At 60.5% G+C, this 26255-nt stretch carries 24 protein-coding genes; 16 read left to right on the top strand and 8 right to left on the bottom strand.

Translation table 11 applies throughout. The annotated features are described in order from the left end of the window. The first annotated feature begins 362 nt into the window (after positions 1-362). On the top strand, positions 363-569 hold the full coding sequence (locus FHT73_RS25310) for a hypothetical protein (RefSeq protein ID WP_112338926.1): 207 nt from the start codon (positions 363-365) through the stop codon (positions 567-569). A gap of 63 nt (positions 570-632) precedes the next feature. Here FHT73_RS25310 and FHT73_RS25315 read toward each other — a convergent pair whose 3' ends face one another. Then, a complete protein-coding gene (locus tag FHT73_RS25315; protein WP_112338925.1) occupies positions 633-1982 on the bottom strand; it encodes an ATP-binding protein in 1350 nt (449 codons plus the stop codon). Positions 1983-1985: 3 nt separating this feature from the next. Next, positions 1986-2705 (bottom strand): response regulator, encoded by a 720-nt coding sequence (locus FHT73_RS25320; RefSeq protein ID WP_015338318.1) that lies wholly within the window; start codon positions 2703-2705, stop codon positions 1986-1988. A gap of 356 nt (positions 2706-3061) precedes the next feature. Here FHT73_RS25320 and FHT73_RS25325 point away from each other — a divergent pair, with 356 nt between their 5' ends. The 6 genes from FHT73_RS25325 (at position 3062) to FHT73_RS25350 (ending at position 9858) form a co-directional block, all read left to right on the top strand. Next, the gene (locus FHT73_RS25325; protein ID WP_112400346.1) at positions 3062-3862 is read left to right on the top strand and encodes a pseudouridine synthase; all 801 of its coding nucleotides are present in this window, start codon (positions 3062-3064) and stop codon (positions 3860-3862) included. A gap of 13 nt (positions 3863-3875) precedes the next feature. Next, positions 3876-4556, top strand: a complete 681-nt coding sequence (locus tag FHT73_RS25330; protein WP_183715666.1) for a phosphoribosyltransferase — start codon at positions 3876-3878, stop codon at positions 4554-4556. Positions 4557-4700: 144 nt separating this feature from the next. Further along, entirely contained in the window at positions 4701-5645 is a 945-nt protein-coding gene (locus FHT73_RS25335) for a phosphoribosylaminoimidazolesuccinocarboxamide synthase (protein WP_183715787.1), read from the top strand. Positions 5646-5708: 63 nt separating this feature from the next. Then, positions 5709-6487, top strand: a protein-coding gene (locus FHT73_RS25340; protein WP_348648161.1) for an IS5 family transposase whose coding sequence is annotated in 2 segments (ribosomal slippage) — positions 5709-6051 and positions 6051-6487 — 780 coding nt in all. Because the reading frame shifts where the segments join, the coding sequence is not laid out codon by codon here. A gap of 348 nt (positions 6488-6835) precedes the next feature. Then, on the top strand, positions 6836-8305 hold the full coding sequence (locus FHT73_RS25345) for an efflux transporter outer membrane subunit (RefSeq protein WP_183715668.1): 1470 nt from the start codon (positions 6836-6838) through the stop codon (positions 8303-8305). A 668-nt stretch (positions 8306-8973) separates the two neighbouring features. Next, on the top strand, positions 8974-9858 hold the full coding sequence (locus FHT73_RS25350) for an SH3 domain-containing protein (RefSeq protein WP_183715670.1): 885 nt from the start codon (positions 8974-8976) through the stop codon (positions 9856-9858). Positions 9859-10081: 223 nt separating this feature from the next. Here FHT73_RS25350 and FHT73_RS25355 read toward each other — a convergent pair whose 3' ends face one another. The 3 genes from FHT73_RS25355 to FHT73_RS29590 all read right to left on the bottom strand — a co-directional run bounded on the left by FHT73_RS25355 (position 10082) and on the right by FHT73_RS29590 (position 10899). Continuing rightward, positions 10082-10324, bottom strand: coding sequence for a DUF982 domain-containing protein (locus FHT73_RS25355; protein WP_112609847.1), 243 nt, complete (start codon positions 10322-10324; stop codon positions 10082-10084). A 186-nt stretch (positions 10325-10510) separates the two neighbouring features. Next, positions 10511-10633, bottom strand: coding sequence for a hypothetical protein (locus tag FHT73_RS29760; RefSeq protein WP_257714005.1), 123 nt, complete (start codon positions 10631-10633; stop codon positions 10511-10513). A gap of 77 nt (positions 10634-10710) precedes the next feature. Continuing rightward, the gene (locus tag FHT73_RS29590) at positions 10711-10899 is read right to left on the bottom strand and encodes a hypothetical protein (RefSeq protein ID WP_112338918.1); all 189 of its coding nucleotides are present in this window, start codon (positions 10897-10899) and stop codon (positions 10711-10713) included. 294 nt (positions 10900-11193) lie between these two features. Here FHT73_RS29590 and FHT73_RS25365 point away from each other — a divergent pair, with 294 nt between their 5' ends. From FHT73_RS25365 to FHT73_RS25390, 6 genes are all read left to right on the top strand, one after another. Next, positions 11194-13605 carry a transglycosylase domain-containing protein gene (locus tag FHT73_RS25365; protein WP_183715674.1) on the top strand — a complete coding sequence of 804 codons (2412 nt, stop codon included), beginning with the start codon at positions 11194-11196 and terminating at the stop codon, positions 13603-13605. A 394-nt stretch (positions 13606-13999) separates the two neighbouring features. Further along, the gene (gene dnaK / locus FHT73_RS25370) at positions 14000-15919 is read left to right on the top strand and encodes a molecular chaperone DnaK (RefSeq protein ID WP_112338916.1); all 1920 of its coding nucleotides are present in this window, start codon (positions 14000-14002) and stop codon (positions 15917-15919) included. 82 nt (positions 15920-16001) lie between these two features. Then, on the top strand, positions 16002-17147 hold the full coding sequence (gene dnaJ / locus FHT73_RS25375) for a molecular chaperone DnaJ (protein WP_112338915.1): 1146 nt from the start codon (positions 16002-16004) through the stop codon (positions 17145-17147). A gap of 318 nt (positions 17148-17465) precedes the next feature. Next, entirely contained in the window at positions 17466-18593 is a 1128-nt protein-coding gene (gene recF, locus FHT73_RS25380) for a DNA replication/repair protein RecF (RefSeq protein WP_112609843.1), read from the top strand. Positions 18594-18629: 36 nt separating this feature from the next. After that, complete coding sequence (locus tag FHT73_RS25385) at positions 18630-19400, top strand: molybdopterin-synthase adenylyltransferase MoeB (protein WP_183715676.1); 771 nt, start codon at positions 18630-18632, stop codon at positions 19398-19400. Continuing rightward, complete coding sequence (locus FHT73_RS25390) at positions 19397-19876, top strand: GNAT family N-acetyltransferase (protein WP_183715677.1); 480 nt, start codon at positions 19397-19399, stop codon at positions 19874-19876. The genes FHT73_RS25385 and FHT73_RS25390 overlap by 4 nt, the downstream gene beginning before the upstream one ends. Positions 19877-19903: 27 nt before the next feature. Here FHT73_RS25390 and murA read toward each other — a convergent pair whose 3' ends face one another. Next, on the bottom strand, positions 19904-21217 hold the full coding sequence (murA, locus tag FHT73_RS25395) for a UDP-N-acetylglucosamine 1-carboxyvinyltransferase (protein ID WP_183715679.1): 1314 nt from the start codon (positions 21215-21217) through the stop codon (positions 19904-19906). Between the two features lie 142 nt (positions 21218-21359). Then, positions 21360-22361, bottom strand: a complete 1002-nt coding sequence (locus FHT73_RS25400) for a D-glycerate dehydrogenase (RefSeq protein ID WP_183715681.1) — start codon at positions 22359-22361, stop codon at positions 21360-21362. A 190-nt stretch (positions 22362-22551) separates the two neighbouring features. On the opposite strand from FHT73_RS25400, the gene FHT73_RS25405 reads away from it, so the two are divergent. Together FHT73_RS25405 and FHT73_RS25410 are read left to right on the top strand one after the other, a co-directional pair. After that, positions 22552-23091: an SH3 domain-containing protein gene (locus FHT73_RS25405; protein WP_132721710.1), complete on the top strand. Its 540-nt coding sequence runs from the start codon at positions 22552-22554 to the stop codon at positions 23089-23091. 96 nt (positions 23092-23187) lie between these two features. Continuing rightward, positions 23188-23787 (top strand): cadmium resistance transporter, encoded by a 600-nt coding sequence (locus tag FHT73_RS25410; protein ID WP_348648162.1) that lies wholly within the window; start codon positions 23188-23190, stop codon positions 23785-23787. 87 nt (positions 23788-23874) lie between these two features. Here the strand turns inward: FHT73_RS25410 and FHT73_RS25415 are convergent, their stop codons facing one another. Continuing rightward, positions 23875-24867, bottom strand: coding sequence for an adenosine kinase (locus FHT73_RS25415; protein WP_183715685.1), 993 nt, complete (start codon positions 24865-24867; stop codon positions 23875-23877). A gap of 394 nt (positions 24868-25261) precedes the next feature. Here FHT73_RS25415 and FHT73_RS25420 point away from each other — a divergent pair, with 394 nt between their 5' ends. Next, entirely contained in the window at positions 25262-26206 is a 945-nt protein-coding gene (locus tag FHT73_RS25420; protein ID WP_183715687.1) for an AEC family transporter, read from the top strand. Positions 26207-26255: the final 49 nt, after the last annotated feature.

Consider the following 26255-nt stretch of genomic DNA (forward strand, 5'->3'; position numbering starts at 1 on the left):
GATCGGGCTTATAGACCCTACCTCCGAACCAAGTCAACACTCAGACTGTAAAAATTCTGACATTTTTGTAAGAGCTTGATTTTAAACGTGGATTTATCTTAGTGGACGGAAGGGAGGGGAAAGTTTTCCTCAGCAGCCTTAAAAATCTTGTCCAGATGGTCAAATTTTGCTCGGAGCGGCTAAATACGCGCGCTTTCGCTCTATATGGTATCCTCCGTCCAGCAAAACCCGTCCCGTCGAGCAACCGGACGGCGCCTCGGGGCTTCCGTGTAACCTATTGGCTCCAAGCCTTAGAAAGGCCGAGATTTTCCATGAGGTTTCTGCTATGGTTTGAGGCAGATAAAAAGGGAAGGGAGGAAACAATGCATACAACAAGACCGGAAAGCATCATCGAAGTCAGCTTCGACAGCGCCAGTGGCCGCCGCGCGCTCGGTATTATGAGCATGCGCCAGGCATTGGATCTGCCCGACCTGCCGAGCTTTACCTATACGCATCCCGATCCGCAGAAAGCAGCCGCCGGTATCGTCTTAAACCGGCAAGAGCTGCAGAGATTCCTGACCTGTCATTGAGCAGGCCGCTCCGCGCAAGGAGACGATCGCGTGCCAGTGCGTCGGCTGACGGGCGCGCCTATTTCACGCTGCCTTTCTTTCCATCATCATCGGCGGCAACAGGACGACGGCATTCAATCCGCCTCCTTCGCGGTCTTCCAGACAGAGCGTGCCGCCATGCGCATCGAGGATCTGGCGGACGATCGCCAAACCAAGCCCGCTGCCTCCGAGGTCACGGTTGCGCGACTCCTCCAGCCGCACGAAGGGTTCGAGAACCTCCTTGCGCCGCTCTGCGGGAATACCCGGTCCACGATCGCCAACGATGATGGCATCCTGATCACCGCGGCGCCCGACGACAATATCGGCCCGGCCGCCATAGCGCAGCGCATTGTCCATGAGATTATCAAGCACTCGAACGAGAGCAGTCTCCGTCATCGCGACGGCAATCGGCTGCCCGATCGGCATGAAACCCACCAGGCCCTGGCCGTCCTGCCGCTCGGCGAGGTGACCTTGGATGGCAGCGTCGAGATCGACAATGGTCTTGCCGTCCGAGATGACGGTGCTGCGGGCGAAGCCGAGCGCATCCTCCACCAGCCGCTGCATGGCCTCGACATCGGCGATCGCCCGCTCGCGATGCGGCGTCTCCGGCATCATTTCCATGCGCAGACGGAAGCGAGTGAGGTAGGTCCTCAGATCGTGCGAGATCGCTCCGAGAATAAGGGTGCGGTTGCTGACGAGCGCGGCGATGCGCAACTGCATGGCGTTGATCGCCTTGATCAGCAGGCGCAGCTCACAGGCGCCTCTTTCGGGAATATGAACCGGCTGCAGACCATTGCCGATCGAGTTGACGGTTCGCGACAGGCGCGTCAGGGGCCGGGTTTCCCGCGCTACGGCGGCAATGGCGATGACGGCGACCAGCATGCCGAGGATGCCGGCGATGAGGCCGATGGGAATGCCGTTCAATCGCACCGTCGGCGTTTCGGGCAGGTTGAAGACGGCGATCTTGCCGCCGGCAACGCCGATCGATACCTCCACGATCCTGTCCGGCGCACCGACGGAGAACCAGCCCTGCGGCTTTTCCGAAAGCGAGCGCATGTTGAAATAGCGATTGCCGAGCGCGATCGCGGCAAATTCGCGGGCGAGCTTGTCGGTAAGCGTCAGATTGGAGGCCTCCTCCCGACCCGGAGCCGGCGGATCGGCCAGGTGGATCGCCAGGCCATTGGCATTCAGTGCCCGCACGGCTGCCTGTTGCGCCTCCGGCGGAATGGCATCGAGAAGACGGATCGCAGTCTTCACTTGCTTGGCGGGCGACCGCTCCGGATTGAACGGCGTATCCGGCTTCAGCTGTGCGGCCGCAAAGGCCGCAAGCTGAATGATGAACAGTGCCACGGCCACAATCATGATGATACGGGCGACCAGACCGAGTTTCAGCATGGTTCAGACATCCTTCACGTCCCTTGTAAGGAGATAGCCGGCATTGCGCACCGTGGTGATGATCTGAGCGCCATCAGGCAGGCAATGGCCGAGCTTGGTGCGCAGGCGGGAGACCGTAACATCGATCGTCCGGTCGAAAGGATCGGCGCCACGGCCGCGCGTCCAGTCGAGCAATTGCTCGCGCGACAGCACGCGGCGCGGTCTTTCGAGGAAGCAGACGAGCAGATCGAACTCGGCGGTCGTCAGATGCACGACGCGCTCGCCATCCATCTCGATCACCCGGCCGTCGAGATCGACGATCAATCCGGCGAAGCTTTTGCGCCGTGATGGAATGCCGGCATCTTCCGGCCGCTCCGGGCCGGAGCGGCGGAGAATGGCGCGGATGCGTGCCAGGAGCTCGCGCGGGTTGAAAGGCTTGCCGAGATAGTCGTCGGCGCCCATCTCGAGGCCGAGAATGCGATCGATATCTTCAGTCTTCGCCGTCAGCATCAGGATAGGCACCTTGCTGCGGGTGCGGATGCGCCGGCATGCGGAGAGACCATCTTCACCCGGCAGCATCAGATCGAGGATGATCAGATCGGGGAACCCCTTGGATAGAATACGATCCATAGCTGCGGCGCTGTCGGCGGCCTGCACGGCAAAACCTTCACGGCTCAGGAACTCCTCCAGGAGCGCCCTAATCTCGCGGTCGTCTTCGACCAGAAGCAGCGATGCGGAAACCATGGCTCTTCCATGCGGGGCGAGAGGCGGTTTTGGCAACAGGGAAACGACCGACGTTACAAACTGTAACAAATTTCCCTTCTTTTGAAAAATCCCAGCAAAAGAAGCGATGCAGTTTCTCCGCAGCCGGATCCCTCCGGAGCGAATGTCGGCAGCTTCGTTGCCGCCTACCCGACCCCATCGCCCGCTCCGGCCCGCGACAGGGCTCGCATCCACGAAACGCGAGCCCTGTCTGCTTTTCCAAACCGCCGATCCTTTTCGACAATGCGGGTTTGCGTCCTGCGCGCCGCCGTGCGAAAGGATTGACCTTCACCGACAGCAATGTCGGGCCAGGGAAACATGCTCATGAGGCAGGACGGTTGAGCCAAAGGCAATCACCGCAGAGATCCGGCAAAGCGACAAGGCGCACCCCAGAGCCGGAGGGCAAGCGCGTGACCTTGCCACGAGCGCTTTCGAAGCTTGGCTATTGCTCGCGCACGCAGGCGGAAGCGTTGATCGTCGCCGGCCGCGTGACCGTGGACGGCCGCCTGATCTCCGATCCTGCCATCTGGGTCGATCTGGAGCATTCGAAGTTCGCGGTTGACGGCATGGAGATATCAGCCGAAAAGAAGCTCTATTTCATGCTGAACAAACCGCGCGGGCTGGTGACGACGCGCGACGATCCCGAAGGACGGCCGACCGTTTATGACTGCCTGAGGGAGATCGATGCCCGCCATCTCGCGCCCGTCGGCCGCCTTGACAAGGCGAGCGAGGGATTGCTGCTCTTCACCAACGACACGGTATTGGCGCAGGCCCTGCTCGACCCCGTCAGCCATGTCGGCAAGGCCTATCATGTGCAGGTCGACCGCATTATGGACCTGGAGCAGCTGGCACGCATGGAGCGTGGCATCGTCGACGATGGTGAGCTCCTGACCGCGAGCTCGGCCCGGCTGCTGCGCAGCGGCGACCGCAACAGCTGGATCGAGGTGGAGCTGAAGGAAGGGCGTAATCGCCAGATCCGTCGCATGCTGGAAGCGCTTGGCATCGAATGCCTGCGGCTGGTGCGCGTTGCCTTTGGCGATATCGCCCTTGGTGATCTGCCGAAGGGCGGCGTGCGGGCCTTGACCGAGGCCGAAATCCTGAGCTTGCACCGGCGCGCCGGAATGAAAGTCAATCGGTAGAAGGCTGAGCGCGATGCAACCTCATGACTTCTGGCAGGAGCTGGATGCGCCGGGCACCTTCGATCCAATGGCGGAGCGTGCGGATTTCTACGTAGCCGAGCTGCCGGACGGGCGGCAATTGCGGCTGCCGATCCGCGTGCTCGCCGACGGCGAACATGCGCTGGCGTCGCTGATCGTCAATCAGGCAAGCTTCACCGTTTTGGACGCTCTTGCGGAGACGCTTGCGAAGCGAATGGCAGCATATGATATCGATGTCGTCGCCGGATTGCCGACGCTCGGACTGACGCTGGCGGCGGCAGTGGCCCGCGCACTCGGCCATACGCGCTACGCGCCGCTCGGAACATCGCGTAAATTCTGGTACCGCGAGGAGCTTTCGGTCCCGCTCTCCTCCATCACCACGCCAAACCAGGAGAAGCGTCTTTATATAGACCCGCGCATGCTACCACTGCTGGAAGGAAAGCGCGTCGCGCTGATCGACGATGTGATCTCCAGCGGCGCCTCGATCGTTGCAGGTCTTTCTCTTTTAACGTCTTGCGGTATCGATCCCGTAGTGATCGGCGCGGCGATGCTGCAATCCGAACGCTGGCGGGATCGTGTCGATCTAGGCGGCAAGGGTTGGAGCGAGAAAATCATCGGCGTGTTGTCGACGCCGATCCTCGAGTGGAGCGGAAGCGGCTGGCGCCGGCCGAGCTGACCGCATTTTGCTGTTGCGGCCATGCGATGGAAGGCAAATTGCATATTATATATGTGAAAACCGTTCCGCTTCCGGCCGCAATACGCTAAGGGTCCGCTCAAGAAGCATCCGTCGGGCGGATGCACGAGCCTGTTGGTGGACGCGTTGCGAACTCTCTCCGAAGCCTATTTTCCGGAATTGCCCAACTACTATCGCGGCAAGGTGCGCGAAAATTACGATCTGCCCGACGGCAGCCGCATCATCATCAGCACCGACCGGTTGAGCGCGTTCGACCGCATCCTCACCTGCATTCCCTATAAGGGCCAGGTGCTGACGCAGACCGCCCGCTACTGGTTCGAGCAAACACGCGATATCTGCCCCAACCACGTGATCGACTATCCCGACCCGAACGTGGTGGTCGGCAAGCGGTTGAATATCCTGCCTGTCGAGGTCGTCGTTCGCGGCTATCTCGCCGGCACCACCGGGACCTCGATCCTGACGCTCTATAAAAAGGGTCAGCGCGAGATGTACGGCATCACCCTGCCGGATGGCATGCGCGACAACCAGATCCTGCCGCAGCCGATCATTACCCCGACGAGCAAGGAATTCGACGGCGGTCATGACGAGCCTCTGACGCCGAAGCAGATCGTCGAGGGCGGGCTTCTGACACAGCAGCAGTGGCAGACGCTGACGAATTATGCTTTTGCCCTGTTCGCGCGCGGACAGGAAATCGCCCGCAAGCGGGGGCTGATCCTCGTCGATACCAAATATGAGTTTGGGACCGATGAAAACGGCACCATCATCCTTGCCGACGAAATCCACACGCCCGACAGCAGCCGCTATTGGCTCGCCGACAGTTACGAGGACCGCTTCAAAAACGGTGTGCGCCCCGAAAGCTTCGACAAGGATTTCGTGCGGGCCTGGGTCACGGAGCGCTGCGATCCCTATAAGGACGAGATCCCGGAAATTCCACGCGAGTTGGTCGAGGAGACGTCCAAGGTCTATATACGCGCCTATGAAGCGATCACAGGCATGACTTTCGTGCCCGATGATCGCGACGCAACGCCACTTGACCGGGTTCGCGCAAGCCTCGCCCGCTATTTCCCTTAGGCCGTGTCCCCATAACGGGGTTCATGTTGGTGCTGGTGTGTGATTCAATCTCCAGAAAAGGAGATTGCCATGCGCCGTCATGAATTGACCGACGAGGAATGGGCGGTTATCGCGCCGTTGCTGCCGACCAACAGCCGTGGAATTGAGCGCGCAGATGACCGCCGGGTGATCAATGGTATCCTATGGCGCTTCCGGACTGGCTCATCCTGGCGTGATGTGCCGGAGCGCTATGGTCCACGCACAACGCTTTACAATCGGTTCTCGCGCTGGCGTAAAGCGGGCGTCTGGGATCGCCTTCTGGCTGCTGTTTCAAAACGTTATGCCGGCGACATAGTGATGATCGATTCCTCCTGCGTCCGCGTTCACCAACATGGTGCCAATGCAAAAAAGGGGGATCTGCCGATCCTTGCATGGGACGTTCGCGTGGCGGCCTGACAACAAAGATCCACGCGCTCGTCGATGCTGATGGCTTGCCTGTTCGGCTGGAACTGAGCGCGGGTCAAGCCGCCGATGCTCCCATGGCCGAAAAGTTGCTGAGCGATATGCAGCCCGGATCGACACTCCTTGCAGACAAGGCCTATGACACCGACGCGATCCGTAACTTTGCCAAGCAACGCAAGTGCTGGGCAAACATCCCCGCCAAGGCCAACCGTAAACAGACCTTCAGCTTCAGCCGTTGGGTCTATCGCCAGCGCAATCTGGTGGAGCGTTTCTTCAATCGCATCAAACAGATGCGTGGTCTGGCAACACGATACGACAGACGTGCGGACAACTACCTTGCCGGCCTCAAACTCGCCGCAACGAGGATATGGATCGCTTCAGCTAATGAGTCCGCGTCCTAGGAGACCGTCTGAACGGTCGTTTCGCTGAATGAGTAGGCCGAAGCTTCCCGGAAGTTGCGGCAGCGGCGAAGTTTTGCGCCATTCACATCCCTTGATTGTGGATGCGAGGGTATGTTTTTTGCAACACTTTAGATTTTTTTTACCGACAAGCTGATATTTCGCCCGATCCCACATATGTTCGCTGCCGAGAATTCGTAAAAGCCACTGTGCTATTGCAAAACTCGTTGCTAGATTGACGCCGACCGCTTCGGGTCGTTGTTTGTGTTGCGTAAGACTGGAGCGCCGGCATATGGGGTCAAGCCGATCCCGAAAAACACTGATCAGTAAATTGAATTGTGGGACAAAGTGATGGTTTCCATTCGTACTGCCGCCCCCGCCCTGCTGCTTGTTTTGGCAGGTTGCGTCAGCGGCCCAGACCATAAGCCACCGGAAATGCCTCTCCCGGCCAAATTCTCGGAGGGCGGTACGAAGGCGAACGGCGATATCGCCGGCTCGCAATGGTGGACCGCTTTCGGCGACTCCAAGCTGAATGCCTTCGCCACACAGGGACTTGCCCAGAACTTGACCATCCAGCAGTCGCTGGAACGCATCAACCAGGCGGAAGCTGCCGTCGTCACAGCAGGTGCAGGCGGTCTCCCAAGCCTCACCGTGTTGGGTGACAATACGACAAGCGGCCAGAAGGGTGGCTCTAGGGTCTCTTCGTCTGGCGGAAGACGAAACACCACGCAAGGCACTGCTTCGGCTTCCTGGCTGCTCGACCTCTGGGGTCAGTATCGCCGCGCAACCGAAAGCGCCAATGCTTCGGTCGACGCCGCCTATTCCAGCGTTGACGTTGCACGCCTGACATATCTGCAGGATCTCGCCAACAGCTATGTCAATGCCCGCTATTATCAGAGGCTCATCTCGATCGCGCAGGAAAACCTGAAGTCGCGGCGCGATACGCTTTCTCTGACCAAGTTCCAGCTTGAAGCCGGTGCAGCATCCCGCCTTGACGTGGTTCAGGCCGAGGGCCTCGTCAACCAGACGCTGGCGCTGGTGCCTGGTTATGAAATCAGCTATCGCCAGCAGGTGCACCACATCGCCACGCTGCTCAACGTTCCTTCATCGACCATCATCGCGCAGATGCAGGGCGGCGGCAGGCAGCCGATCTTCCGCGGCAGCGTCCGCACCGGTGTTCCGGCCGACCTCATCCGCAACCGCCCTGATATTCGCGTTGCAGAGCGTCAGCTTGCTGCCTCGACGGCCCAGATCGGTGTGGCGGAAGCCAAGCTCTTCCCGTCGATCACCCTCAGCGGTTCGATTTCGCCGACCTATATCCATACATCGGCAGCGAGCGGCGGCCTGACCACCTGGTCCTTCGGCCCATCGCTGAACCTGCCTATCTTCGATGGCGGTGCCCTGCGCGCCGGCGTCAAGAGCGCCGAATCGACAAGCCGCGAGAACTATCTCGCCTGGCAGCAGACGGTGCGAGAGGCTGTCGAACAGGTTGAAAACGCTCTGTCGGCAGTTGCCCGTGATGCTCAGACGGTCGCGGCGTTGCAGGCTCAGGTCAAGTCCTATCAGGAAGCCCTGCAGCTCTCGACAGCAAGCTACAAGGACGGTGCATCTTCGCTGCTCGACGTTCTCGACGCACAGCGCAATGTGACCGCTGCCCAGCAGAGCCTGGCGCAGGCTGTTCAGCAGAGCGCTACCGACTACATCTCGCTGAACGTCGCGATCGGCGCAGGTTATGTGCCGGCCGATAAGGCGATCGCGGCCGCAGGACCGACCAGAGCCAAGGCCGAGGCCATCAAGGTCGCGGCCAAGAAGGCGATGTAAGCCTATAGCCCGGGGCTCTAGCAGGGCCTTACCGCTTGAACTTGAAAACCGCCGCAGGGATCTGTGGCGGTTTTTCTTTTGGGCGCACGGAGATGGCTAAAATGAAAATGGCGCGCTCCGCTTCCGCAAGAACACGCCATCGCCAAAAACAAAAAGGCCGGAATGACCCGGCCTTTCGCCATCCGCCTTCACATCAGTGCCAGTACATCCGTGGTCAAAGGCAAGGGCGGAACTGCAGCCAGATTGATCATGAAAGGTCAACGAAGAGTTAACGCCGCTTTCATGATATTAACGGACGAAACGGCTCGCTTTCCAGCGCGCCCGCGCCCATCGGCTGCATGACTGAAGCGTATATGAGAGGGCAAGGTGGCAATTTCAAGGCCGCTTTGTTGTTTCTGCCAGAAACCTTCTAAAGCCGTCCGGCAGCCTTGATCGAAAAGCTTGACGCCTTTTCGGTTTCGAACTGGCGCGTTCAAGCTGTATTCATGCAAATGCTTCTACAACACATGCACAGATTGAGGAGGCACTTGGGATTCCTATCAGATCCCGTGCATGCATAAGCCTTTATCTTGCCGAAGTTGGTTAGTGTTACCAAAGAGCGCCGGGGTAGGCGCGTGACTGTGAACAAGCGCCGGGGCGGCGAAGTGCGCGAAAAGGGAGAGTAATTTATGAAATTCAAGGTTCTCGCGGCGAGTCTACTGACAGCGCTCATGGCGCTGCCAGCCATTGCGGAAGCGGCGGAAGGCTTTGCCACGGCAAACGTCAACATGCGGTCAGGCCCAAGCACCGCCTATCCGGCTGTCACGATGATCCCGGTCGGTGTGCCCCTTCAGATCAATGGCTGCCTCAATGATACGCCGTGGTGCGATGTCTCCTTCTACGGTGGCCGCGGCTGGGTTGCAGGCCGTTATATCCAGGCGACCTATCAGTCGCGCCGCATCTATGTCGACCGGCAATATTACCGGCCGCTCGGTATTCCGACAGTGGTGTTCAATTTCGACGACTATTGGGGTCGCTATTACCGCGGCCGCGACTTCTACCGCGATCGCGATCGCTGGCGCCGCGGTCCTGGCTGGGGCGATCGGCGGCCCGACAGCGGCTGGGACCGCCGCAATTCTCCGGGCTGGGACCGCGGCTCCGGCTGGAATGATGATCAGGATGGCAACTGGGACCGCCGCCCTGATCGCAATCGTGACTGGAATGACGGACAGGATCGCAACTGGGATCGCCGGCCTGATCGTGATCGTAACCGCGATTGGGACAGACAACGCGACGGCAATCGCGACTGGGGCAGACAGCGCCCGGACGACAACCGGGACTGGGGTAACCGGCCAGACCGCCAGCGCGACAACAACCGTCCGGACAATAATCGCCCGGACAACCGCCCGCGCCCGGAACCGCAGCAGGCTCAACCGCAACCACAGCCGCAGCAGCCACAGAACAATCCGCGGCCGAATGCAAGCGACCCGGGACCTTATAGCCCTAACCACAGAGATCCATGCCCCGCGTCGGAGCCCAATTGCCGGATGTCGGTTAGAGGCTCGAACCGCTGACGGCGGGCCCTGCGACCACCTGAAAAGCTAAAAGGCCGGCGACTTTGAAAGTCGCCGGCCTTTTTGGTGAAGTGCATTGCCTCCCAGAAGAATGCGCTCCCATGCGGGAGCTTCACTCAGAAGATGATTTCACGGAAGAGCACGCGCCCACAACTCTCGACTTCTGCCGTACTTTCGCCGGTTCGCAAGGTTTGGACAGTTAATCCGATGGTAGCGGCATGCGTCAATGCATCTTTAGACGCGCTTCCCGAGTCGCCGAAATGAACATCTCGCGCGCTTCTTCGGCAGACTTGCGGCCGTCAATGGCAGCCCGGCAAAGGCTTCGAGCCGCCACATAGAGGGGACCGCGGCGGTCGGGCCATAGATTGGCCATGCAATTAAGGGCCTCGGAAGGGCCTGTCACGACCTGGAAGCTATCCTGAGCAAAACCGACCTCGATCGGATTGCTCCATTTGACGTGTCGCATGAACACTCCTCCTCACGCGCTACCAATTGCTTGGAACCGTCGATCAAGACGGCCCATGACAATACTATAACCTTGTTCAGAGCATTCGAAAATATGGAAGATTGCTTGTTGTCCGTGAAGTATCGACGCAGTCTCATCCGATACGAGTGCGATAGTATCCCCAAATTGCAGGGGAACACCGGCGGCCTACTTTTCACGTGCGATCCGCCTCGCCTCATCCGGAGAGAAGCCGGCACGGCGCGCAAGCCGCTCGAGGCCGAATATTCGGTCGATCTGGTCCACCAGCCACAGTTCGAAACGTTTCCACATTGGCTCAGCCTCCTCCGCTGCGATCCGTTCGATCGCAGCGGCTCACGATGAACATCGCACTGGCCAACCACTTCATTTCAACGGAATTGGGGCGGCCGCTGCGCGTTGGAGAGCAATTCCTGCTTCGTTGCGAAGTCGCCGAACAGCTTCTTCAGCCGGGCTTCCTCCTCCTTGCAAATCCGATGGCGTCGGACGAAATCCTCGACGCTCCAGACCTCGCGTAGCTTGCTCTCTTCAATTTGCTCTATCTTTAGTAATGAAGTCATGGGCTCGCCCTCTTTGTTTTTATGAGAGGATAATGCTCAGGGTGGCGAAAAGTTCCTTGCGCCCCCCGCGGTCGCAGGGCGAGATCGCCGCCATTGCGGGGCGGAATGTTCTTAATCCCTCCTTAAATCGCCGCATTTACAATTCAGGCGGGATTTGATGTCTTCAGCAGAGGCGCGAACCAAGGCGGGTTGCTTTACCTCGATCGCCCATTGGCTGAAAGATCGCTACCGCCGCTGCGATCAGCCTGATAGAAGGCATGGAATACAAGGGCACCGAGGTACGACCGGCCGGCAATGGCAGATAAGAAAAAATCAAGCCAGAGAATAGAACCATCCTTTTCCAGCGGCCGGGAACGCATCGAGGACGGATTCAATGCCGGCGAGCGCATCATCGGCAACGGGCACTCGGCCAAGAAATATTCGTCTTCTTCCAAAACATACTACGAAGAACCGGAACCCGACGACGATGACGACGAGGATGAGCCCGTGGTCGAAAAGCCTCGCCGAACTCGCGCCCGCAGCCGCCGCAAACCGGCACGCCGTGCGCGGCCGCGGCGCGGCTTTTTCGGCTTCATCCGTTCGACGATCTACTGGGGTCTCGTACTCTGCCTCTGGGCCGGTATCGGCCTTGCCGGCCTCGTCGCCTACTACGGCTCGCGCATGCCGAGCGCCAGCACCTGGTCCATCCCTGAACGGCCGCCGAACGTCAAGATCAATGGTCTCGACGGCAGCCTGATCGCCAATCGCGGCACCACGGGCGGCGAGGCCGTATCGCTGAGCGAGATGTCGCCCTATATTCCCGAGGCTATCGTCGCGATCGAGGATCGGCGCTTCTACTCGCATTTCGGCTTCGATCCGATCGGCCTTGGCCGCGCGGTAGTGACGAATATCGTGACGGGACATGCCGTTCAGGGCGGCTCGACGCTGACGCAGCAGCTTGCCAAGAACCTCTTCCTGTCGCCGGACCGCACGCTGGAACGCAAAGTGCAGGAAGTGCTGCTGGCGCTGTGGCTGGAGCACAAGTACACCAAGGATCAGATCCTGACGATGTACCTGAACCGCGTCTATTTCGGCTCCAACGCCTATGGCGTCGAGGCCGCCTCGCGGCGCTACTTCAACAAATCGGCCAAGGACGTCAATCTCGGCGAGGCCGCCATGCTTGCCGGCCTGGTCAAGGCGCCCTCGCGGCTGTCGCCCGCCCGCGATCCCGCCGCCGCCGAGGCGCGCGCACAACTCGTGCTGCAGGCGATGCAGGATCAAGGCTTCATCACCGAGGCCGATACCAAGACGGCGATGTCCCAGCCGCCGACACGATCGAAGAGCTACTGGAGCGGCGCCGAGAATTACGTCGCTGACATGGTCATGGACCAGCTACCGAAGCTGATCGGCGGCGATGTCAAGGAAGACCTGATCGTGGACACCACGCTCGACATGTCGCTGGAGGAGAAGGCAGAGAAGGCACTCAGCGATGTGCTCGAAAAGGAAGGCAAGAAGCTGAACGCATCGCAGGCCTCACTGGTTTCCGTCGACGCGACAGGCGCCATCCGTGCTCTCGTCGGCGGCCGCGACTATGCACAGAGCCAGTTCAATCGCGCGGTCACTGCCAAGCGCCAGCCGGGCTCCGCTTTCAAGCCGTTCGTCTATACCGCAGCGCTTGAGATGGGCCTGACACCCAATTCCATCCGCAACGACATGCCGGTCAAGATCGGCAACTGGGCGCCTGAAAATTATGAACAGCGCTATAGCGGCCCCGTCACGCTTGCCACCGCGATCGCGCATTCGCTGAACACCGTTGCCGCGCAGCTCGTCGCCGAAGTCGGGCCGGATCAGGTCATCAAGGTCGCCCGCAGGCTCGGCATCGAATCGGATTTGCAGGCCAATGCCTCGATCGCGCTTGGCACGTCCGAAGTGTCGTTGCTGGAGCTGACCTCCGCCTATGCCACCTTCATGAACGGCGGTTTCAAAGTAGCCCCGCATGTCGTCACCAAGGTAACGACCGCCTCCGGCAAGGTGCTGTACCAGGCCAATACGGACAATCCGGAGCGCGTGCTCAACCCGGATATCGTTGCGAACATGAACGCCATGATGGCCGGTGTCATCACTAACGGCACCGGCAAGACAGCACGCATTCCAGGCTGGCAGGCGGCCGGCAAGTCGGGCACGACGCAATCTTTCCGCGACGCGCTGTTCGTCGGCTTCACCAGCCACCTGACCACAGGCGTCTGGTTCGGCAATGACGACGGCAAGTCGATGCGCAAGGTGACGGGCGGCGGTCTGCCGGCAAAGGCGTGGAAGGAATTTATGGTCGCCGCCCACAAGGGCATCGCGCCGACGCCGATCTTCGGCGGCGGCCAGATCATCGACAACGGCCTGCCGATGGCGCAGGCAGGACCGAACGGCGACCAGCCGACCACCATCGGCAACATCATCTCCGGCGTCGCCAATGGCGGACAGCCTATGCAGCAACCGACCTTGCAGCAAAGGCCGTCGCAACAGCCGATCCAGCCGCAGGTTGTCAACCAGGCCTCCGCGAACGACGACCCGCAGGACCTGCCGCCGGCAAATCTGGCCGACGACACCAACCCCTACAGCTCCAATCGATATGACAGCGATATACCGCCCGCCGATGTCGGCGATGGCGGCGCTCCGGTCGCCACGGCGCGGCCGCACCGCTCGTCACTGCTCGATGTCATCCTGGGCCGATAAAATCGCAATTTCGCCCTCACAGCACGGCGCGTCATATAGGCGCGTAAGGTCACTGCGGCACTTTGGACCTGCTGCAGAATTTTATTCTTAAATCGATCCCGATTTAGAGAATCATGCAGTAGACGCTTGCATGGCCGCAGCAAGGCTGCTCTCATACGCGGTCGCGTCAAATCCTGAGGTCCCCGGCGCATATGGGGCATGTGGAATTTGAGCGACAAACCATTTGTTTTGCTGGATTTCGGGCCATTTCCTGCCTTGCAGTCAGTAAAACCGCTACTTATATACGCGGCATCACCGCAGTCATGGCTGCGCAATCCTCAAGACCATCCCGTAAGGGGCTGTCAATGGAATGCCTGACAGGGGTTCCGATAGCTTGCTTCAAGGAGAGAATGACATGGCAAAAGTAATTGGTATCGACCTTGGAACGACAAATTCCTGCGTCGCCGTCATGGACGGTAAGGACGCAAAAGTGATCGAAAATGCCGAAGGCGCCCGGACGACCCCCTCCATGGTTGCCTTCACCGACGATGGTGAACGTCTCGTCGGTCAGCCGGCCAAGCGCCAGGCTGTCACCAACCCCACAAACACCCTCTTCGCTGTCAAGCGCCTCATCGGCCGCCGCTACGAAGATCCGACCGTTGAGAAGGACAAGCACCTTGTTCCCTTCAACATCGTTCGGGGCGACAATGGCGACGCCTGGGTAGAAGCCAACGGCAAGGGCTATTCGCCCGCCCAGATTTCCGCAATGATCCTTCAGAAAATGAAGGAAACCGCCGAATCCTATCTCGGCGAAAAGGTCGACAAGGCTGTTATCACCGTTCCCGCATACTTCAACGACGCTCAGCGCCAGGCAACCAAGGATGCCGGCAAGATCGCCGGTCTCGAAGTTCTGCGCATCATCAATGAGCCGACGGCTGCAGCCCTTGCTTACGGCCTCGACAAGAAGGACGGCAAGACCATCGCCGTTTACGACCTTGGCGGCGGCACCTTCGATATTTCCATCCTGGAAATCGGCGACGGCGTCTTCGAAGTGAAGTCGACCAACGGCGATACCTTCCTCGGCGGTGAAGACTTCGACATGCGTCTCGTCGAATATCTCGTTGCCGAGTTCAAGAAGGACAACGGCATCGATCTCAAGGGCGACAAGCTTGCCCTGCAGCGCCTGAAGGAAGCTGCCGAGAAGGCCAAGATCGAACTGTCGTCCGCACAGCAGACCGAAATCAACCTGCCCTTCATCACGGCAGACGCCACCGGCCCGAAGCACCTGACGCTGAAGCTAACCCGCGCCAAGCTGGAAAGCCTGGTCGACGATCTCGTTCAGCGCACCATCGCTCCGTGCAAGGCAGCCCTCAAGGATGCCGGCGTTACCGCGGCTGAAATCGACGAAGTCGTTCTCGTCGGCGGCATGAGCCGCATGCCGAAGGTACAGGAAGTCGTCAAGCAGCTGTTCGGCAAGGAGCCGCACAAGGGCGTCAACCCGGATGAAGTCGTCGCGCTCGGCGCCGCTATCCAGGCCGGCGTTCTGCAGGGCGACGTCAAGGACGTTCTGCTCCTCGACGTGACCCCGCTGTCTCTCGGCATCGAAACGCTGGGCGGCGTCTTCACCCGTCTGATCGAACGCAACACGACGATCCCGACGAAGAAGTCGCAGACCTTCTCGACCGCCGACGACAACCAGTCGGCCGTAACCATCCGCGTCTCGCAGGGCGAGCGCGAAATGGCTGCAGACAACAAGCTGCTCGGCCAGTTCGACCTCGTCGGCCTGCCGCCGGCACCGCGTGGCGTTCCGCAGATCGAAGTCACCTTCGATATCGACGCCAACGGCATCGTCCAGGTTTCGGCCAAGGACAAGGGTACCGGCAAGGAACAGCAGATCCGCATCCAGGCTTCCGGCGGTCTTTCCGATGCCGACATCGAGAAGATGGTCAAGGATGCCGAAGCCCATGCTGCCGAAGATAAGAAACGCCGCGAAGGTGTCGAAGCCAAGAACCAGGCCGAAAGCCTGATCCACTCCAGCGAGAAGTCGCTGAAGGATTACGGCGACAAGGTCACCGAAGCCGATCGCACCGCGATTTCCGACGCGATTGCAGCGCTGAAGGCGGCAACCGAAGCTTCCGAGCCGGATGCCGAAGACATCAAGGCCAAGACCCAGACGCTTATGGAAGTTTCCATGAAGCTCGGCCAGGCGATCTATGAGTCGCAGCAGGCGGAAGCCGGTTCCGGCGATGCCTCGGCAGCAGGCGGCAAGGACGATGTCGTTGATGCCGACTACGAGGAAATCAAGGACGAAGGCGACCACAAGCGGTCTGCATAAGCGCGAACCGAAAGGTTCTAGGAGACTTAAATCCGGCTGCCTTCGGGGCAGCCGGAAATCCATTTCCGGGGTCTAGTCCTTAATGGCAAAAGCGGATTTTTACGAGACATTGGGCGTCTCAAAAACAGCGGACGAGAAAGAGCTGAAGAGCGCCTTTCGCAAGCTGGCGATGCAATTTCATCCGGACAAGAACCCGGACGACAGCAATGCCGAGCGGAAGTTCAAGGAAATCAACGAAGCCTACGAAACGCTCAAGGACCCGCAAAAGCGCGCAGCCTATGACCGCTACGGCCATGCAGCCTTCGAGCATGGCGGCATGGGCGGTGGCGGCGGCTTCGGAGCCGGTTTCGGCGGCGGCGGTTTCTCCGATATTTTCGAGGATATTTTCGGCGAGATGATGGGTGGCGGACGCGCTCGCGGTCGCTCGTCCGGCGGACGCGAGCGCGGCGCCGATCTTCGCTACAATATGGAAATCTCGCTCGAGGAAGCCTTCAGCGGCAAGACGGCGCAGATCCGCGTTCCGACCTCGATCACCTGCGACGTCTGTTCCGGCTCGGGCGCCAAGCCGGGCACGCAGCCGAAGACCTGCGGCACCTGCCAGGGCTCCGGCCGCGTGCGCGCAGCACAGGGCTTCTTCTCCGTCGAGCGCACCTGCCCGACCTGTCACGGTCGCGGCCAGATCATTCCCGACCCCTGCACCAAGTGTCATGGCCAGGGCCGCGTGACCGAGGAGCGTTCGCTCTCCGTCAACATTCCCTCGGGCATTGAGGACGGCACGCGCATCCGCCTGCAGGGCGAAGGCGAAGCGGGTCTTCGCGGTGGTCCTTCCGGGGACCTCTACATCTTCCTCTCCGTCAAGCCGCATGAATTCTTCCAGCGGGACGGCGCCGATCTCTATTGTGCCGTGCCGATCTCGATGACGACGGCGGCGCTTGGCGGCACCTTCGATGTAGCGACGCTCGATGGCACGAAATCGCGCGTCAGCGTTCCCGAGGGAACCCAAGTCGGCAAGCAGTTCCGCCTGAAGGGCAAGGGCATGCCGGTGCTGCGCTCCAGCCAGGTCGGCGATCTCTACATCCAGATCCAGATCGAAACGCCGCAGAAGCTCACCAAGCGCCAGCGCGAACTGCTGCAGGAATTCGAACAGATCTCCTCGAAGGACAACAATCCCGAATCGACGGGCTTCTTCGCCCGCATGAAGGATTTCTTCGATACGTTCAGCGACTGATTCGCCAAGCAAAGCTGTTTCACATGAATCCGGCCGATGATTCGGCCGGATTTTTGTTGGGGTACGCGAATCAGCCGGCCTCGTGGTTCGAGACGGCCCTGCGGGCGTCTTCACCATGGAACGTCCGCTATTACAAGGATTGCTCTGCTGAACTTGGCGCAGAAGCCACTCCATCCTCATCCTGAACACGTCGAAGGACGGCGGTGGTCTCTGGAATCGTCCTCGATCTCTCTTGCACCCATTGCCGACGGCAAAAACCTTGCACTTGGCCGGGGTTCGGCATACCCCTCGCCCATCGACCCAGAATCCGAAAGACAGATGCCGAACAAGGTTTCCATCTCGCGCCTGAAGCTGACCGACTTCCGCAATTATGCGGCGGCGGCGCTGACGCTTGATGAGCGGCATGTGGTGCTGACCGGCGACAATGGCGCGGGCAAGACCAATCTCATGGAGGCGGTCTCGCTTCTTTCGCCTGGCCGTGGCCTGCGCCGCGCGGCCTATGCCGATGTCACCCGGGTCAATGCGGCAGGCGGATTTTCGATCTTCGCCGAGCTCGAAGGCATAGAGGGTGCCGTCGAGATCGGCACCGGCATTGATACGACCGACGAATCAGCCGCCCGCAGGCTGCGAATCAACGGCACGCCGGCCAAGACTGTCGACGAGCTGACCGATCACCTGCGCATTCTCTGGCTGACACCGGCCATGGACGGCCTGTTTACCGGCGGCTCCTCGGAGCGGCGCCGCTTCCTTGATCGGTTGGTGCTGTCGCTCGATCCCGCCCATGGCCGCCGCGCCAGCGATTTCGAGCGCGCCATGCGCAGCCGCAACAAGCTGCTATCCGAAAACCGGTTCGATCCCTCCTGGCTCGGCGGCATCGAGGAGCAGATGGCGAGCCTCGGCATTGCCATGGCGATCGCGCGGCAGGAAATGCTCGGCCTTCTCTCGCGGCTGATCGCCGAAACGCGCGAGACGACGCCGTTTCCTTCAGCGGCGCTCGCGCTTTCCGGCTTTCTCGACGGACAATTCGACCGGCCCGCCGTCGATCTCGAAGATGCGTATGCCGATATGCTGCGCGAAGGGCGCTACCGCGACGCCGCTGCCGGCCGCACGCTGGACGGGCCGCATAGGGTCGATCTTCTCGTACGCCACCGCGAAAAGGACATGGAAGCGGAGCGCTGCTCGACAGGCGAGCAAAAAGCCCTTCTTGTCGGCCTCATCCTTGCGCATGCACGCCTGGTCGGCAACCTGACGGGCTATGCTCCGATCCTGCTACTCGACGAGATTGCCGCGCATCTTGACGAAGGACGGCGTGCAGCGCTCTTCGATCTCATCGACGGCCTCGGCGGCCAAGCCTTCATGACCGGCACCGATAGGTCGATGTTCTCGGCCCTTGGCGAGCGTGCGCAATTCTTTACCGTGGCGCATGGCGGTATTACGAAATCCTAGCGCCTCCTTCACCGCGATTGTGCTAAACTCCAGCACATGGATCCTTTGACCTCAGACGAAATCGCCCGCTATCACCGCCATATTCTCCTGCCGGAGGTCGGCGGCGCCGGCCAGCAAAAATTGAAGGCGGCCCGCGTGCTTGTCATCGGCGCAGGCGGCCTCGGTGCCCCGGTGCTGCAATATCTCGCCGCCGCTGGCGTCGGTACGCTCGGCATTGCCGATGACGATCGCGTTTCGCTGTCCAACCTGCAACGCCAGGTGATTCACGATACAGGCACGATCGGCGAAATGAAGACGCAGAGCGCGGCAGATGCCATCGCGCGGCTGAACCCGCATGTGCGCACTATCCGCTTCGAGGAGCGGTTCAGCCTCGATACCGCCGCGCGGCACCTTGCCGGTTTCGATCTCGTCATAGACGGCTCCGACAATTTCGACACACGCTATGCCGCGGCCGATGCGACCGAAGCGACGCGTTTGCCGCTGGTGACCGGCGCTGTCGGAAGATTCGACGGGTCCGTGACGACACTGAAGCCTTACGAAAACGATGCGGACGGCAATCCTAATCCGCGCTATCGCGATCTCTTTCCGGCACCGCCACCGGAAGGCCTGATTCCCAGCTGCGCGGAAGCGGGCATCATCGGAGCCCTGACAGGCGTCATCGGCACGCTGATGGCAATGGAGGCGATCAAGCTTATCGCAGGCATCGGCGAGCCGCTGATCGGCCGCCTGCTGCTCTATGACGGGCTTTCCTCGCGCTTCGAAACCGTACGCTATCGCCGCAAACGCGCTCGGGCCGCGGCGGAATGAGCGAAATCGGGTTTCGTCGCCTCGATGACGGCTTCGACCGCTGGGATGCGTTGCTGGATCTTATCTTGGCATCCTTCGCTTACATGAACGGCCGCATCGATCCGCCCTCCTCCGCCCTTGCGCTGACACCGGAAACACTGAAAACGAAGGCCATCAGCGAGATCGCTTATGCCGCGCTTGATGATGAGCATTTAGTCGGCTGCATTTTCTGCCGGCCGGAGGCAGAGAGCCTGTATGTCGGCAAGCTCGCCGTGCTGCCGACAGCGCAGGGCAAGGGCATCGGCAGACGCCTGCTTGCCCTGGCCGAGACTAAGGCGCGCGAGCTCGGTCTAAAAACCTTGCGGCTGGAAACGCGGATCGAGCTCACCGACAATCACGCCACCTTCGCCGCCTGGGGCTTTCGGAAGACGGCCGAAAATCGCCATGCCGGTTTCGATCGCACGACATCAATCGAAATGCGCAAGGCGATTGCCTAGCGCATCTTCAACCGTTTAGCCGCGTCGTTAGGCTTCGCGCGGCGGAATGCGTGTAATGCGCGCACCCATGGCATTCAGCCGCTCCTCGATGCGCTCATAGCCGCGCTCGATCTGTTGGGCATTGTTGATGACGCTGGTGCCCTCGGCACACATCGCCGCGATCAGCATCGCCATGCCGGCGCGAATGTCAGGGCTTTCGAGCTGGGCGGCACGCAGCTTGGAAGGCCCGGCAACGATGGCGCGATGCGGATCGCACAGCACGATGCGGGCGCCCATGGCGATCAGCTTGTCGACGAAGAACATGCGGCTTTCGAACATCTTTTCGAACATCAGCACGACGCCATCGCATTGCGAGGCGGTGACGATGGCGATCGACATCGTATCGGCGGGAAACGCCGGCCAGGGCTGATCTTCGATCTTCGGAATATGGCCGCCGAAATCAGGCTGGATCTTCATCTCCTGGCCGGAGCGGATGATGAGATCATCGCGGTCGATCTGGCAGCGGATGCCGAGACGCTCGAAGGTCATGAGGGTGGAGCGCAGATGCTCGACGCCAGCGCGGCGGATGGTGATTTCCGAGCCGGTAACGGCGGCAAGGCCGATCAGCGAGCCCACCTCATTGTGGTCGGGGCCGATGCGATGCGACGCACCGCCGAGCCGCTGGCCACCATGAATGGTCATCATATTGGTGCCGACGCCTTCGATGCGCGCGCCCATGGCAATCAGGAACCGCGCAAGATCCTGCACGTGCGGTTCGGAAGCGCAATTGCGCAGGATCGTCGTCCCCTCGGCGAACACGGCAGCGCAAAGCGCATTTTCCGTCGCCGTCACCGACGGCTCATCGAGAAAGACATCGGCGCCACGCAGCCCTTCGGTGCGGAAGCTGTAGACGCTATTGACCTCGATCCTCGCGCCGAGCTGTTCCAGCGCCAGAAAATGCGTGTCGACGCGCCTGCGGCCGATGACGTCTCCACCGGGCGGCGGCAGAGTGATCTCGCCACAGCGCGCCAGCATCGGTCCGGCAAGCAGGATGGAGGCACGGATACGGGCGCAAAGATCGGGATCGAGATTGGCGGGGCGAAGCTCGCGGGCTTCGATTTCAAGCTCGTTGCGACCGAGCCAACGTACTTTCGCACCGACTGATTGGATTAGCTCCACCAGCGCCTCGACGTCGCGGATGCGCGGCACGTTGCTGAGCTCGACCCGCTGATCGGTCAGAAGCGATGCGGCGATAATCGGCAATGCGGCGTTCTTGTTGCCGCTCGGTTCGATCTCTCCCGACAGCTTGAAGCCGCCCTCGACCACATATTGAATCCGCTCATGCGGCAACGCGCGCGCCATGATTTCCGCCCTTCCTGATTTGTGTTTGTGGTCACCTCTGGGCCGGCTTTGTGACATGCACGTGACCGGCGAGAGGGAAATGAGATCAAATTTGCAGCGGGGTATTCAGCCCCGTTTCAGCGGGCGAATCAGCATGCTTCCGTCATCGAAAGGGCAGCACGCGATTGGGCGGGCGATGGCCGTCGATGAAGGTGCGGATGTTGATGATGACTTTGTCGCCCATGTCGATTCGGCCCTCGAGCGTGGCCGAACTCATATGCGGCAGGATCACCACCTTGCCCTCATTGGCGAGCTTCACCAACTTCGGATTGACGGCCGGTTCGTTCTCGAACACGTCGAGGCCGGCGCCGGCGATCTTGCCCTCGCGCAGGATCTTGATCAGCGCCGCTTCGTCGATAACATCGCCGCGCGCCGTGTTGACGATGTAGCTCGTCGGCTGCAGCAGCGCCAGGCGGCGGGCAGAAATCAGATGGTAAGTCGCAGGTGTCGACGGGCAATTGACCGAGACGATATCGACGCGGGCAAGCATCTGGTCGAGGCTGTCCCAATAGGTTGCCTCCAGCTCGTCCTCGGTCGCCGGATTGACGCGCTTGCGATTGTGATAGTGGATCGAAAGGCCAAAAGCCTTGGCGCGACGAGCAACGGCGGTGCCGATCCGCCCCATGCCGACGATGCCGATGCGCTTGCCGTGGATGCGGCGGCCGAGCATCCAGGTGGGCGACCATCCGGCCCATTCGCCGGGGTTGTCGGTCAGCACGCGCGCACCTTCCGCCAGTCGCCGCGGCACAGCGAGGATGAGCGCCATGGTCATGTCGGCGGTGTCTTCGGTCAGCACATTCGGCGTATTGGTGACGGTGATGCCGCGGCGGGCGGCGGCCTCGACATCGATGTGATCCGTGCCGTTGGAGAAGCTGGCGATCAGCTTCATCTGCGGGCCGGCTTCTTCGATGATCCCAGCATCGATGCGGTCGGTGACAGTCGGCACCAGCACATCGACCGAGCGGACGGCCTCTATCAATTCGTCCTTGGTGCGTGGGCGATCATCTATGTTGAGCTCGGCATCGAAGAGTTCGCGCATGCGCGTCTCCACCGCGTCAGGCAGTTTGCGCGTGACGTAGACCTTCGGTTTTTTCTTCGTCGTCATGGCGAGCGGCGATGCCTTGTTCAGATGTTCTTAACCAAGAAGCAGGATAATTTTCCCGTTCCGGGCATTTCTACCAGACCCGCAGGCGAAGACAAACAAAACTCGCTGACGCGATCCGAGGATTTGCCGCTCACCGGAGCGAAAGGTCGCCGGAATGGCGCCTTTGTCATGACGAACGAACGGAACTCCCATGCGTGGCAATGTCTTGAAGTCCTGCGCCATTTTCGCAATCGGCCTGATGATGGCCGCTGTGTCGGCCGATCTTGCCGTCGCCCAGGCCGCCAAGGGGCCGAGCGGCTTGCCGCTGCCGCGCTTCGTCACGCTGAAGTCGAAGCGGGTCAACCTGCGCATCGGGCCGAGCGCGGATTACGCCGTGTCATGGCTCTATCTCAAGCAGGGCCTGCCGGTCGAAATCATTCAGGAATACGATAATTGGCGGCGCGTACGCGATGCCGACGGCACGGAGGGCTGGGTCAACCAGTCGCTGCTGTCGGGCCAGCGCTCGGCGATCGCCGCCCCCTGGATGAAGGGCAAAGGCAAGGCCGTCTTCGTCAACATGCGCCGCGAATCCCAGCCATCCGCCGCCGTCATAGCCAAGCTTCAGCCCGGCGTGATGATGAGTGTCAAGGAATGCACGGGCGACTGGTGCCTCGTTACCGCCGACGGCACCGAAGGCTGGGTGGCACAATCGGAAATCTGGGGCGCGTACCCCGGCGAGGCCTTCAAGTAACGTACTCCTTGGCTTTTCACACATAAGCGATAGTACGACTTTCCGGCACAATGATGTATCCGGTATGAGAAACGGAGACCGGTTACCTTGGCGTATGTGCTCGGCGTTCTTGGCGTTGCAATCGCCACGTTCACATCGACGAACATAGACGATATTTTCGTTCTCCTCGGCTTCTTTGCCGATCCGAAGTTCCGATTGAGGCAGATCATCATAGGCCAATATCTCGGTATTGGCGTTCTTTACGGCGTCAGCGTCATCGCCTCATTGCTCGTTCTCGTCATTCCCGCAGCCTATATCGGCCTGCTCGGCCTTGCGCCGATCTATTTCGGCCTCAGCAGGCTATGGGAGCTCTGGAACGGCAGGGAGGCCGGCGATAATCCGGAAGATCACGCCAAGGCCTCGGCAGGACATGGAAACATCGTGGCGGTCGCATTGGTCACGATCGCCAATGGCGGTGACAATATCAGCGTCTATACGCCTCTCTTTGCGACGCGCTCGGCCTATGAGGTTTTGGCCATCGGCTGCATCTTCGCGGTGCTGACGGCAGTCTGGCTGGGTGCAGCACATTCTCTCGTCAATCATCCGAAGCTCGGCGCACCGATCAGGCGACATGGACACAGGGTCGTGCCCTTCGTGCTGATCGCGCTGGGCATCCTCATCCTCTATGAGGCGGGAACCGTAACGCTCTTTCGGTGATAAGCTTGCTTCGGCACTTTATAGCAAAGCCGCCCCTGCGATCTGCCGAAGGCGGCTTCGATGATCTGCTGATAGAGATAAACTTCGTCAGATAAGCCCGAATTCCTTGGCGGCTTCCGACAGCGACCGCATCGGCCGCGGGCCGATCTGCTCGATGACGATGGCAGCCGCGAGATTGCCGAGCTTGGCGCAGTCTTCCAAACCGCGACCTTGCGTGTAGCCGAAGAGGAAGCCCGCAGCGAAAAGATCGCCTGCACCGGTCGTGTCGACACGCTCCTCGATCGGATGGGCATCGACGACATAGCGCTCATCGCCGCGCACGACGACGGCGCCATCCTTGCCCGTCGTCACGGCGGCGATCTTGCAATCGGCCGCGATCAGAGTCAGCGCCTTTTCAAAGTCGTCGGTCTCGTAGAGCGAGAGGGCTTCGTCACGATTGGCGAAGACGATATCGACGGTGCCGGAGCGCATGAGGTCGAGGAACTCGTGGCGGTAGCGGCCGACGCAGAAGCTGTCGGAGAGCGTCATCGACATTTCCCGGCCATTGGCATGAGCAATGCGGGCGCACTCGCGGATCGCTTCCTTGGCGCGTGGCGGATCCCAGAGATAGCCCTCGAAATAGGTTACCTTTGCATCGGCAACGACGTCTTCCTCGACATCTTCGGGACCCAGCTCGACGCAGGCACCGAGATAGGTGTTCATGGAGCGCTCGCCATCCTCGGTGACGAAGATCATCGAACGGGCGGTAGGCGGGAAGGTGCCCTTCGCCCTGGTTTCGTAATGAACGCCTTGGGCGCGGATATCATGGGCGAAGATCTGGCCGAGTTGGTCTTCGGCTACCTTGCCGAAATAGGCAGCCTTGCCGCCGAAATTCGCGACACCGGCCGCCGTGTTACCGGCGCTTCCGCCGGAGGCTTCCAGAGCCGGGCCCATGCGCGAATAGAGAAGCTCGGCGCGCTCGGCGTCTATGAGGTTCATCGCGGCTTTGGTGATGTTGTTTTCGATCAGAAACTGATCGTCGCAACGGGCGATAATGTCGACGATAGCATTGCCGACGGTCAGTACATCGAAGCGAGTCATCTATAGGAGGGTCCCGGATCCTGGTGATAGCCGGTATCCGGTATTATCGGTTTTTCTGAAGTTTTAAAGAAAAATCCGCGCCAACGCGGCCAACTTGATTGCAATCAGTCATTTGCCTGTCACTTTCTATCTTTAAATGCTTATCACGCGACTGGGATGGGAAGCTCGAAAGACTTCCGAGCCAGTTTGGGAAGGAATGATGCCTTCCGCCTCACCGGTACGCGGGCCGACCACGGATGAACTGGCGGCATGTGCACCGGGGGGACCTCCCCACCGGGTCGAGATCGACAAGAGCGGGCCAAGCCCGCTTTTTTTGTTTTGCGGGTTTCCAGCCCCGGGCAAGCTGCTACAAGTTTCGGGTCCAATTCCTCGAAATCACGAGCTTCATACCCGCGTGTCCGAAATCCTCACAGATGTTCTTCCCGTCTTCCTGCTCATTCTCGTCGGCTGGGTCATCGTGCGCACGGGGTTGCTGAAAACCGATGTCGGTGAGGCCATGAGCGAGTTCGTCTTTAAGGTCGCGGTGCCGCTCCTGCTGTTCCGGACCATCGCCGAAGCGGATTTTCGCGGTGCTTCGCCGTTTCGATTGTGGATCGCCTATTTCTCCGGCGTCGCCATCACCTGGACTGCTGGCCATATCGTCGCGACACGGCTCTTCGGGCGCGATGCGCGCATCGGTGTGCTCGCCGGTGTTTCCTCGGCTTTTGCCAATACGATCTTCATCGGTCTGCCGCTGGTCGGGCGCACGGTGGGGCCTGACGGCGTCATGGCGATGTCGATCCTGATCGCCGTGCATCTTCCAACGATGATGATCGCAGGCACGCTGCTGATGGAGCAGGCCGAGCGCAAGGAGAATGCCGGCGCCGGTCGCAGCACCGGCGAGTTGCTGCGTCAGGTCGGCAGCAATCTCCTGCGCAATCCGCTCGTCATCGGGCTTTTCTGCGGTCTCATCGTCCACCTGACCGACCTTCCCATTCCCGCAACGCTTGGCACGGTCGTCGACAACATTGCCAACATCGCCGGCCCGGCTGCGCTGATCTCGCTGGGAATGGCGCTGCGTCAATATGGGCTGTCGGGCAATCTCGGCGTCACCAGCGTCATTGCCGCCTTCAAGCTTTTTCTGCTGCCGGCCTGCGTGCTGGCTGCCGGACTTCTTCTCGGCCTGAGCCCGGAATGGCGAGCCGCACTCGTCCTCACGGCCGCTGTTCCTACAGGTGTGAACGCCTGGCTGATTGCCAATCGCTTCGGCGTGGGCCACAGTCTCGCGGCCTCGACGATTACCTTGACGACAGCGCTCGGCGCATTCTCGGTATCGCTCTGGGCCTATCTGCTCGGATAACCGAGGCAAAAACCCGCCGATCGTAACGGCATCTCTCCGCTTTCGGAGA

The organism is Rhizobium sp. BK098, assembly GCF_014193155.1.
GTDB lineage: Bacteria > Pseudomonadota > Alphaproteobacteria > Rhizobiales > Rhizobiaceae > Rhizobium.

Bases quoted from the DNA above. Each gene is read 5' to 3' on its own strand.
- FHT73_RS25310 (WP_112338926.1), top strand. From the start codon at position 363: ATGCATACAACAAGACCGGAAAGCATCATCGAAGTCAGCTTCGACAGC.
- FHT73_RS25315 (WP_112338925.1), bottom strand. From the start codon at position 1,982: ATGCTGAAACTCGGTCTGGTCGCCCGTATCATCATGATTGTGGCCGTG.
- FHT73_RS25320 (WP_015338318.1), bottom strand. From the start codon at position 2,705: ATGGTTTCCGCATCGCTGCTTCTGGTCGAAGACGACCGCGAGATTAGG.
- FHT73_RS25330 (WP_183715666.1), top strand. From the start codon at position 3,876: ATGCAACCTCATGACTTCTGGCAGGAGCTGGATGCGCCGGGCACCTTC.
- FHT73_RS25345 (WP_183715668.1), top strand. From the start codon at position 6,836: ATGGTTTCCATTCGTACTGCCGCCCCCGCCCTGCTGCTTGTTTTGGCA.
- FHT73_RS25350 (WP_183715670.1), top strand. From the start codon at position 8,974: ATGAAATTCAAGGTTCTCGCGGCGAGTCTACTGACAGCGCTCATGGCG.
- FHT73_RS25355 (WP_112609847.1), bottom strand. From the start codon at position 10,324: ATGCGACACGTCAAATGGAGCAATCCGATCGAGGTCGGTTTTGCTCAG.
- FHT73_RS29760 (WP_257714005.1), bottom strand. From the start codon at position 10,633: ATGTGGAAACGTTTCGAACTGTGGCTGGTGGACCAGATCGACCGAATA.
- FHT73_RS29590 (WP_112338918.1), bottom strand. From the start codon at position 10,899: ATGACTTCATTACTAAAGATAGAGCAAATTGAAGAGAGCAAGCTACGC.
- FHT73_RS25365 (WP_183715674.1), top strand. From the start codon at position 11,194: ATGGCAGATAAGAAAAAATCAAGCCAGAGAATAGAACCATCCTTTTCC.
- dnaK (WP_112338916.1), top strand. From the start codon at position 14,000: ATGGCAAAAGTAATTGGTATCGACCTTGGAACGACAAATTCCTGCGTC.
- dnaJ (WP_112338915.1), top strand. From the start codon at position 16,002: ATGGCAAAAGCGGATTTTTACGAGACATTGGGCGTCTCAAAAACAGCG.
- recF (WP_112609843.1), top strand. From the start codon at position 17,466: ATGCCGAACAAGGTTTCCATCTCGCGCCTGAAGCTGACCGACTTCCGC.
- FHT73_RS25385 (WP_183715676.1), top strand. From the start codon at position 18,630: ATGGATCCTTTGACCTCAGACGAAATCGCCCGCTATCACCGCCATATT.
- FHT73_RS25390 (WP_183715677.1), top strand. From the start codon at position 19,397: ATGAGCGAAATCGGGTTTCGTCGCCTCGATGACGGCTTCGACCGCTGG.
- murA (WP_183715679.1), bottom strand. From the start codon at position 21,217: ATGGCGCGCGCGTTGCCGCATGAGCGGATTCAATATGTGGTCGAGGGC.
- FHT73_RS25400 (WP_183715681.1), bottom strand. From the start codon at position 22,361: ATGACGACGAAGAAAAAACCGAAGGTCTACGTCACGCGCAAACTGCCT.
- FHT73_RS25405 (WP_132721710.1), top strand. From the start codon at position 22,552: ATGCGTGGCAATGTCTTGAAGTCCTGCGCCATTTTCGCAATCGGCCTG.
- FHT73_RS25415 (WP_183715685.1), bottom strand. From the start codon at position 24,867: ATGACTCGCTTCGATGTACTGACCGTCGGCAATGCTATCGTCGACATT.